Origin of the sequence: Algibacter sp., from assembly GCF_049667265.1 — a bacterium.
Taxonomy (GTDB): Bacteria; Bacteroidota; Bacteroidia; order Flavobacteriales; family Flavobacteriaceae; genus Algibacter_B.
On the sequence record NZ_JBATHX010000206.1, the window covers coordinates 1 to 10,436 of the forward strand.

Below are 10,436 nucleotides of genomic sequence, written 5' to 3' on the forward strand. Positions count from 1 at the left end.
AATTTAGTTTATGGTAATTTAATGGATAAGATGACTGGTTACTTATTCTATTTTATCTGAGACCATCTGAATATTACCCTATTTTAAATTGTTGTATTATTTAATACTTCTGCAATTTATAATTGTACTATGATTTTTTTGTATTTGAGAATAAATGCGTTGTGTCTCTAAGTAAATAACATCAAACTGCTTAACTATGAGCTACATAGAACTTGGCTTTACACCTAATAATAAGTTGATAGTAAACATGCTTAAAATACAAATAGGGTGGGATTTTAAAATAAATGAAGTGAGTTTATAATAGTAAATAAGCTTAAACTGTCTTTAAAAACATAATGTTTTTGATTAAAGTTTGAAACTTGTTTACTAGAATATAAATTGTTGAAATATAATGGAGAAACTAAGACTATTTTAGGTACTATATTTTTCTTTTAATTCAGAGGCATATTTACCTGGAGTAACATTATAATGCTCTTTAAAGCTTTTACTAAAATGCGTACGGCTCTTAAAACCTGTCATGGTAAATACCTCATTAACAGATAGGTTATTTATACTTAAATACTCTGCAGCTTTTTTAAGCCTATAAGATTTTAATAACTCAAATGGAGATTGGTTTGTAAGTGCTTTTACCTTTTGGAAAAAATGTGTTCGATTTAGATATAGTTCTTTTGCAAATTGGTTTAAATCAAGTTCAGAATTATCTAAATTATCGGCCATTAAACTGTATAATTTTTCCAGAAATGCATTATCATTTCTATTATTTAAATTATTTTCTTTAGTTAATGGTATGCCTATTTGAAAACGTTCGCGTAGTTGTTTTCTATTGTTTAGTAAAGTTTCCGTTCTAGTAATTAAGTGCTGTAAATTAAATGGTTTATTTATATATGCATCAGCCCCATCCCTAATGCCTCGTATGGTATCTTCAATATTGGTAAGAGCAGTTAATAAAATTACCGGGATATGACTTGTTTTAATGTCTGCTTTTATTGTCCTACATAAAGCTAAACCATTTAATTCGGGCATTTGCACATCGCTAATTACAATATCTGGCCATTCGTCTTCCATGGCATCCAAACATTCTTGCCCGTTTTTAAAAGATTTTATTCTAAAGAATTTAGAAAGTGCATTAGATACATACATCCTCATATCTAAGTTATCTTCGGCATAAAAAATTAAGGCTTCAGAAAAATTATTATCTACTGCAATATTGCTAGGATTGTTTTTTGCTACTAGCTGTGTACTAATTTCAAAATCTTTTTCAGCAGATAAAATAACTTCTTCTATTTCTTGTTGCTCATCTGAAGTATGTTTTTTAACAATTGGTAATTTAATGTTAAAGACTGACCCTTTGCCTAATTTGCTATCAACATTAATATAACCATAATGCATCTCAACCAATAATTTAGAAAAGGCTAATCCTATACCAGAACCGCTAGTGTGAATGTTTTCATATTTATGAGATTGATAGAATCGTTCAAAAATATGTGATAAATCCTTTTCGTCAATTCCTTTCCCCGTATCACTTATAGATATTGTTAGATCTTTATCATTACTACAAAATTCAATTTTTATAGCATCATTAGGCTTGGTATATTTAAAAGCATTATTAATTATATTATTAAATACTTTCTCTAATTTATCTTTATCTGCCGATACTATAATGTTCTCGCCACAATCCTTAATCTCTAGTTTTTTATTTTCATTTTGCGCAAAAAACGCAAAATCTTTAACAAGTTCGTTTATAAAAGTATTAAAAGAAAAACGTGAATAATTCATTTTTAAAACTTTTGCTTCTGCTTTTTGAAAATCATGCACTTGATCTACCAAACGTGATATTTTTTTTGATTGGCGTTGCATCAAATCTAATTTTTCTTTAACGTCTTGGTTGTTTTTAAAACGATCTAATAAAATAGAAATTGGTCCAGAGATTAATGTTAGAGGTGTTTTAATTTCATGGGATATATTTGAGAAAAAACGAAGTTTTTCATCATTTATCTTTTTCTCATTATCTTTTTCTAAATGCTCTATTTCTAAATTATGATTTAAAGTTTGGATTCGTAAAATTATTTTTACTACAACAAAAGCTAAAAGTGAAGCCATTAAAAAGTAAAGTATATAGGCCTGTGTTGTTTTCCAGAATGGTGGTGTTATGTTAATTTTTAAGTTTTTAGGTTCTGTCCATTTGTTTAATGAGTTTGAAGCCATAACACTTAATGTGTAATTTCCCGGTTGAAGTCCATTAAATGAAATTTGGTGCTCACTTGAAGGAACTTCAATCCATTCATCATTAATTGGCAGTAATTTATATCTTAAACCATGATTGTCCGGGTTTGAAAAATGTAGCGATATTATGCCAATAGAAAATACATTTTCGCTATGTTTTAGGGTAATTTCATTCATTTCTGCTAAGCGTCTATCAAGCAGTACTCTATTTGAAATGGTTTCACCAGGTAATACGAATTTGTTAAATACTTTTAAATCTTCAAATTCTAACTTGGGTAGCGATTCTTTATTCGATATCATTTCCGGATTGAAATAACAGAAGCCATCTAATGCAGATAAAATCATTAAATTATTGTCAAGTGTTCCTCCTGCAAACCAAAAATCTTCATAAGGCAAACCATTTTCTTTGGTAAATTTTCTAATACTTAAATCTTTTGTATCTATTTTATTTAATCCAATATTTGTAGATACCCACAAATTATGTTCCTTATCAAAAAGAATATTTTTAATAACATTATTAGAAAGACCATTTTTTTCTGAAAGAGGAATAAAAAATGGTTTTTCATCACTTTTTAAAACTTTACACAATCCACCTCCTTCTGTGCCTACCCAAAATTCTTCATTAGGTAATCTAACCATTGAGGTTACAAAGTTGCTGGAAATGCTTTTTTTGTTATTGGTGTCATGTAAGTATTGTTCAATTTTTAAATCTTGAATTAGTTCGTTTGCTTCATCAATCTTAATTCTAAAAAGCCCATTAGCATCGGCACCTAGCCAAATATAATTGTGTAAAGGATCAGCATAAACTTTTCTTGCTAATTTTAATTTATTGTTTTTGAATAAGGGGTGGTTTTGATTTAAAGATTCAATATTTATTACATCATCATTTTTGTCTAAAGAAATTTTGTAAACATCCTCAGAACATCCAATCCATATATTTCCATTTTTATCTTCGGTGTAAGAACGCGGAGCCATATTATCAAATGACTTATCACCAGTTTTAGATATTTTATCAAAATTGGAATGACCAGCTTTTACTCTGCAAAAACCATAACCATTAATTTTAAACCAAATATTTTTTCTAGAATCGACAAAAACACTTGAGCTTGCTTCTAATTGTTGTGAAGAAATTTTGAATGGTAAGGGTTCGAACTGCCCTGTTTTTGAGTTAAAAAGATAAATACCATTATTATTTGTACTCACAAATACTTTTTCTTTGCTATAAGGAGAAATACTAGTTACGTGATTAGTTTCAATGCCATAAGGCATTTTCATTTGTGCATTGATGCTTTTAAATGGATTCTCATCAATGTTAAATTGAAATAATCCCTCATTAAAAGTCGCTACCCAGCAACTACCATATGTTGATGGAGCTATAAAACTAGTTCTTGTTAGTCCTGTTTCAAGATGAAATAATTCCTTTTTATAAGTAGTATTATTTAAAAAGGCGTCAAGGCTATTTATTTTAACTACTCCAGAAGTAATAGAACCCAACCATAAACTATTATTATTGTCTAATGCTAAAGTTTGAAAATCTTGGTTTGGTAATTTTATTTCATTCAAAGAAAAGTTATAAGTTTCATCAGCGATTTTATAATTAATAACAGCAATTCCAGAATTTAATGTGACTAATAATCTGTTGTTTTTAATAGCGATAATCGAACTTGTTGGTTCACTTAATGAAATTTGGGTATCTAATACTTTTTGAAACTTTTTTGTTTTGATATTAAAGACAACTAAACCAGATGACGATGAGAAAATATAATGGCTTTTATCTAGTTTAATACCATTATAAAAAGCTGTATTTTTTGAGTCTGGATACAGATAATGTTTTTCAATAAATGAATAATCCTTATTAAAAAGTAAAAGGCCATTACCTTCTGAAGCACAAATAACTAAATCATTTTCTTCATCAAATATTATCTTTCGAATTATAGGTCCAGTATCCCCTTTTTTAATAAATCCATTGGAATATATGTTTTTAAACTGTTCTTTCTGGTAATTATATATTGATAACCCTTCATCAGTACCAATCCATAAATTACTTTTAGAGTCTTCAGCCATAGTTCTAACTCTATTGCTTACAAGTATGGTTTTATCGATTGTATTTTTGAAGGTTTTTAGCGAATAACCATCATATTTATTTAAGCCGTCGTAGGTTCCAAACCATAAATAGCCTTTAGAATCTTCAAGAATAGAAGTTACTCCATTGTGAGCCAACCCATCGTATATAGATAGTTGTTTTGAGTATTCAAGTTGCTTATCTTGAGCGAATAAGCTACAAAAAGTAAAAACTAATAATAATGGTATATATTTGTCCTTAATCAATTTAGAAATTTAATATGTTAATATAACATAAAAATAGTATTTAAGGATAGGTTTTATTGCTAAAAATTTCAATCAATTTAGACTCTTACACTATATTAAATTAAACCTTAAAGATTAAGATCAATACTTTGCTGTTTATTATTTCCTAATCTCCTGTTCCCATTTCCAAGCAGAGAGTAGTGCATCTTTTAAACTTAATTCCGATTTCCATCCTAAAACATTGTTGGCTTTAGTGGTATCTGCAAAGGCAGCAATCACATCACCAGCACGTTTATCAACTATTTTGTAATTCAGTTTTTGTCCAGATACTTCTTCAAAAGCATTAATAACCTCTATAACAGAAGAACCTTTGCCTGTTCCAATATTAAAGACCTCATAATTACCAGAATTATCCCCATTTATTAGACGTTTTAGAGCAGCTACATGCGCTTTTGCTAAATCGACTACATGGATGTAATCTCTAATGCAGGTACCATCTTCTGTTGGATAATCATCTCCAAAAACAGATAGTTGTTCTCTCAACCCCATTCCTGTTTGAGTAATAAATGGTATTAAATTTTGAGGGGTACCAATAGGTAATTCTCCAATTTTAACAGATTCGTGCGCTCCGATAGGATTAAAATATCTAAGTGCAATGGCATTTATATTTGAAGACACTTTGCAGGTGTCTTTTATAATTTCTTCACCTATTTGTTTAGTATTACCATAAGGTGATTCAGCCGGTTTTATTGGTGCAGATTCAGTTATTGGTAATACATCTGCTTGACCATAAACCGTACATGAAGAACTGAAAATAATATTAGAAGCTTCTTTTTTTTGTAATTCTTGTAAAATGTAAATTAAGGTATTTAAGTTGTTTTCGTAGTATAATAATGGAAGGTCTACACTCTCACCAACAGCTTTAGATGCAGCAAAATGAATCACACCAAGAATATCATGATGCTTTTTGAAAAAGTCAACTACTAATGGTTTATCCCTTAGGTCTAGTTTTTCAAATAAAGGTTGTTTTCCTGTTATCGCAGTTATTCCTTTTAAAACATCTTCTGATGAATTTGAAAGGTTATCAATTATGACTACTTCAAAGCCTTCATTTTGGAGTTCTACTACAACATGTGAGCCTATAAATCCTAATCCTCCTGTTACTAATATTTTCATTTGGTTATTTTTTGTTTAAATGTTTTTGGTCTGATTTTAATTGTGTTTATGAAAAATATTCATTATTCGGAGCACCATGATGCAATTATGTTTTAAAACGAATAACTTAAATATTTTTTATCATCTTTTAATGGTGTTTTTTAAGCTTTTTAAAACTTAAAAGGTTAATTCCAAATGTACTCATCTGGAATTCTAAATTGTTTTTGTTTGTTAAAGAATTGGTTTTTTCCTTTAATGTAATTTGATTAAAGACTATAATGATTATTGTCTAAAGCCTTTAATGTGTCTGCTGCTTGTTCTGCAGTAATATCTCTTTGCGCATTGGCAAACATTTCGTAACCAACCATAAATTTTTTTACTTCTGCCGATCGTAATAAGGGTGGGTAGAAAGACATGTGAAAATGCCATTCTGGATGCTCTTTATCTGTTGGGCTTTGATGAATTCCTGAAGAATAGGGGAACGACACTTGAAACAGATTGTCATATTTAATAGTTAATCCTTTAATGATTTCTGCAAAAGCAATTTTTTCTACAGTATTTAATTGTCCTATATGTTGGTACTGTTTTATTGGAACAATCATCGCTTCATATGGCCAAACAGCCCAATACGGTATCAAAGCTACAAAATGATCGTTTTTAAGAATAATACGCTCGTTTAGTTCAATCTCTTGTTGAATATAATCTGCTAATAAACTTTTGTTATTGGTATCCCAATATTTTTTTTGTTGCTTCTGTTTTTGTAAAACAACTTCTGGGATTGAAGTTTGAGCCCAAATTTGTCCGTGAGGATGTGGATTACTACAACCCATTATTGCACCTTTATTTTCGAATATTTGAACGTGGTTGATAGATGTCTTTTTGCCTAATTCATTATATTCATTTTGCCATAAATTGACAACTTTAGTAATATCTTCAACAGGCATTAAGGGTAGTGTTAACGAATGATTTGGCGAAAAACACACCACTTTACAAATACCTTCTTCGGTTTCAGATTTTAATAAACCGTCACTAAATGTTTCGTGTTCTTGATCTTGAACTAGTGCTGCATAGTCGTTGTTAAAACTATATGTATCTGCATATGTTGGGTTTTTATCTCCACTTGCTCGTGTATTTCCAGGGCATAGGTAGCAGCTTTTGTCGTAGTCAATCTTGTTTAATTCAGCAGCTTTATCTTTTTTACCTTGCCAAGGACGTTTGGTTCTATGAGGTGATACTAGAATCCATTCACCTGTTAAGATATTAAAACGCCTATGTGATTTTGTATATATATCCATTTTATACTTTTCTTGTTCCGTCACTAATTGCAACTTTAATAGGTGTTAGATCTAAATCGAATTTTTCTTGATATGCTGCTTTTGCGTCTTCAATGAAAGAATCAAAGTAATCTTTATGTACTAAATTAATAGTACAACCACCAAAACCGCCCCCCATCATTCTTGAACCAATTACGTAATCTAAATCTTGTGTGAAGTCTACTAAAAAGTCTAATTCTTTACAGCTAACTTCAAATAGGTTGGTTAAACCTCGATGAGATTTATATAATAATTCACCAAATCGAGCTAAATCATTTTCCTTTAAAGCTTTTACCGCTTTTAAAGTTCTTCTGTTCTCTTTGGTAACGTATAGCGCTCTATTATAAATTTTTTTGGGCAATATTTTTTCAAACTCTCTTATCACTTTTGGTCGAACTTGTGCTAATAAAGTATACTCTGGGTATTTTTTTTGTATGGCTTCTAAAGCAGTATTGCATTCATCACGTCTAACATTATATTCACTACTGGCCAAATTGTGGGAAACATTAGTGTTCAGAAGTGTTATTTTATAGTCTCCAAAATCAGCCTTTATCAATTCGTGATCTAAGGTTTCGCAATTTAAAAGTAATAAATGATCTTTTTTTCCTTTTACTACAGCGAATTGATCCATGATACCACATTTTGTGCCAACAAAGGTATGTTCAGCATCTTTTGATAAGGTTATCATTTCGATGTCTGTTAAGCCAATATCAAATAGTTCATTCAATCCTTTTGCAACACCACATTCTAGAGCTGCAGAAGAACTAATTCCAGAGCCTAAAGGAAGGTTGCTTTCAATTTCACAGTCAAAACCCTTAACAGAATTTGGTTTTAAAACATTAATATGAAAGATAACACCAAGAATATAGTTATGCCATTCTGTATCACTTCTTAGTAAGTTATCTAAATTAATTTCAAACTGTTTTTTGAAATTTTTGGAGACAATAAAACAAGAATTGGTATTATTATTTTTAAATCGTAAAGTAATTTTTTTGTCTATAGCAGCCGGTAGTACATGACCTCCACTATAATCTACATGTTCACCAATTAGGTTTATTCGTCCAGGAGATTCGATAATGATTTCGAAATCAGGATTTTGAATGTTAGTCATAAGGATATTAGATTGGTTTATTAAAAATATAATTTATGATATCAAATATCTTAAACTGTAAAAGTAGAAGTGTATTTTTAGGTGTATAAAATGTCGTTCTAGGTAAAAAAAACATAAAACTTCAAATAATTAATTATTTGAAGTTTCTATAAATTTTGTAACGTTGTTGGTAACTTTGACAATCTCCTTAATGGTTTTATTTATTGAAAACTACATTTGCCTAACTATTAAATACAATTTTTAAAATTTATTTAATGATATTTGACTAATATTATAAACTAACTAAAATCATTGAATTATTATGACTACCAATTTTGAATTCTTGGATTACCTCATTTTTATTTGTTATGCAATATTAATATTAGGTGTCGGTCTTTGGGTGTCCAGAGATAAAAAAGGACATGAGAAGAATGCTGAAGATTATTTTTTAGCAAGTAAATCCTTACCATGGTGGGCAATTGGTGCCTCACTTATTGCGGCGAATATATCAGCTGAGCAATTTATTGGGATGTCTGGTTCTGGATTTGCATTAGGATTAGCTATTGCCTCTTATGAATGGATGGCAGCTATTACTTTAATAATAGTAGGTAAGTACTTTTTACCAATTTTTATTGAAAAAGGTCTGTATACTATTCCGGAGTTTGTTGAAAAACGTTTCTCAACAAACCTTAAAACCATATTAGCAGTATTCTGGATAGCTTTATATGTATTTGTTAACCTTGCATCTGTATTATATCTAGGCTCTTTGGCTTTAGAAACTATTATGGGTATCCCTATGGTCTATGGAGTGATAGGATTAGCATTATTTGCAGCAGCCTATTCGTTATATGGAGGATTGTCAGCCGTTGCATGGACAGATGTAATTCAAGTTGTGTTTTTGGTATTAGGAGGATTAGTAACAACTTATATAGCATTGAACACAGTTTCTGGTGGAGAAGGAGTGATGGCAGGTCTAAAAACTGTTTATGAAGCTGCCCCAGATAAGTTTTCAATGATTCTTGACGAATCAAATCCTGAATTTAAAAACTTACCAGGAATAGGGGTATTAGTAGGAGGTTTATGGGTGGCAAACTTATATTATTGGGGATTCAACCAATATATCATTCAAAGAACCTTGGCAGCTAAATCGCTAAAGGAATCTCAAAAGGGGATTTTATTAGCGGCAATCTTAAAGTTGGTAATACCTGTAATAGTAGTAGTACCAGGGATTGCAGCTTATGTTATGGTAAATGATCCAGAGATTTTAGCGAGCTTGGGAGAAGCGGGATTAAAAAACTTGCCGTCTCCAGAGCAGGCAGATAAAGCGTACCCTTGGTTATTACAATTTTTACCAACAGGATTAAAAGGAGTTGCCTTTGCAGCTTTAGCGGCAGCTATTGTATCGTCATTAGCATCTATGTTGAATTCAACATCAACAATTTTTACAATGGATATATACAAGCAATACATCAATAAAAATGCAAGCGATAAGGCAACAGTAAATATGGGTAGATTGTCTGCTGGAGTAGCATTAGTAATAGCATGTATTATGGCACCTTTATTAGGTGGGATAGATCAAGCATTCCAATTCATTCAGGAATATACCGGAATAGTGAGTCCAGGGATTTTAGCCGTATTTATGCTAGGATTGTTCTGGAAGAAAACAACCAACAAAGGAGCAATAATAGGAGCATTGGTTTCAATTCCAATAGCCATGTATTTTAAAGTAGCTCCAAAAGGCTGGTCAACAAGTTCATTCTTTGTTGATGTACCATGGATGGATCAAATGGGTTATACAGCAGTACTAACTATGATCGTGATTGTATTGGTAAGTCTGTTACAAAACAATGGAGCAGATGATGAAAAAGGTATTCCATTTTCAAAAAATTTATTTAAAACCAGTCCATTGTTTAACATAGGAGCATTTGCCGTGATGATTATATTAGTTGTTTTATATGCGATGTTTTGGAAATAGTTGTTTTATTTATTTAAAAAAAAGAATCTGAGCGATCTAAACCTATATTAATTTGTTCGCTTTTGTCAATACGTTCTAAATAAATAAAATGCCAACTTTTAAAGTTGGCATTTTATTTTGGGAACAGAATAACATGATTTTAAAGAATTATTGTCGGTTAATAATTTCTTTATTTTTTTAAAAAAAAGCAAATTGTTTTAGCAATACAAAAAACCCAAGAACAATTTCTTGGGTTTTTCTTTTTAAATCTTGTAGCGAGAGGGGGGCACGATCCCCCGACCTCCGAGTTATGAATCCGACGCTCTAACCAGCTGAGCTACCTCGCCATAATTTAAGGCTGCAAATATAAAAACATTATTGTTGTAAGCAAACA

The 10,436-nt window shown here is 30.5% G+C and carries 5 protein-coding genes and 1 tRNA gene; 1 reads left to right on the plus strand and 5 read right to left on the minus strand.

Going from position 1 to position 10,436, the window contains the following annotated elements; translation table 11 throughout:
* Positions 1-411: 411 nt before the first annotated feature.
* From WBN21_RS07705 to galK, 4 genes are all read right to left on the minus strand, one after another.
* Positions 412-4,551, minus strand: a complete 4,140-nt coding sequence (locus WBN21_RS07705; protein ID WP_424199027.1) for a hybrid sensor histidine kinase/response regulator transcription factor — start codon at positions 4,549-4,551, stop codon at positions 412-414.
* A gap of 138 nt (positions 4,552-4,689) precedes the next feature.
* Positions 4,690-5,706: a UDP-glucose 4-epimerase GalE gene (galE, locus tag WBN21_RS07710; RefSeq protein ID WP_424199029.1), complete on the minus strand. Its 1,017-nt coding sequence runs from the start codon at positions 5,704-5,706 to the stop codon at positions 4,690-4,692.
* Between the two features lie 245 nt (positions 5,707-5,951).
* Entirely contained in the window at positions 5,952-6,980 is a 1,029-nt protein-coding gene (locus WBN21_RS07715) for a UDP-glucose--hexose-1-phosphate uridylyltransferase (RefSeq protein ID WP_424199031.1), read from the minus strand.
* A gap of 1 nt (position 6,981) precedes the next feature.
* A complete protein-coding gene (gene galK / locus WBN21_RS07720; RefSeq protein ID WP_424199033.1) occupies positions 6,982-8,109 on the minus strand; it encodes a galactokinase in 1,128 nt (375 codons plus the stop codon).
* Positions 8,110-8,410: 301 nt separating this feature from the next.
* Here galK and WBN21_RS07725 point away from each other — a divergent pair, with 301 nt between their 5' ends.
* Positions 8,411-10,063 carry a sodium/sugar symporter gene (locus WBN21_RS07725; protein ID WP_424199034.1) on the plus strand — a complete coding sequence of 551 codons (1,653 nt, stop codon included), beginning with the start codon at positions 8,411-8,413 and terminating at the stop codon, positions 10,061-10,063.
* A 252-nt stretch (positions 10,064-10,315) separates the two neighbouring features.
* Here WBN21_RS07725 and WBN21_RS07730 read toward each other — a convergent pair.
* A tRNA-Met gene (locus WBN21_RS07730) sits at positions 10,316-10,389 on the minus strand.
* Between the last annotated feature and the right edge of the window lie 47 nt (positions 10,390-10,436).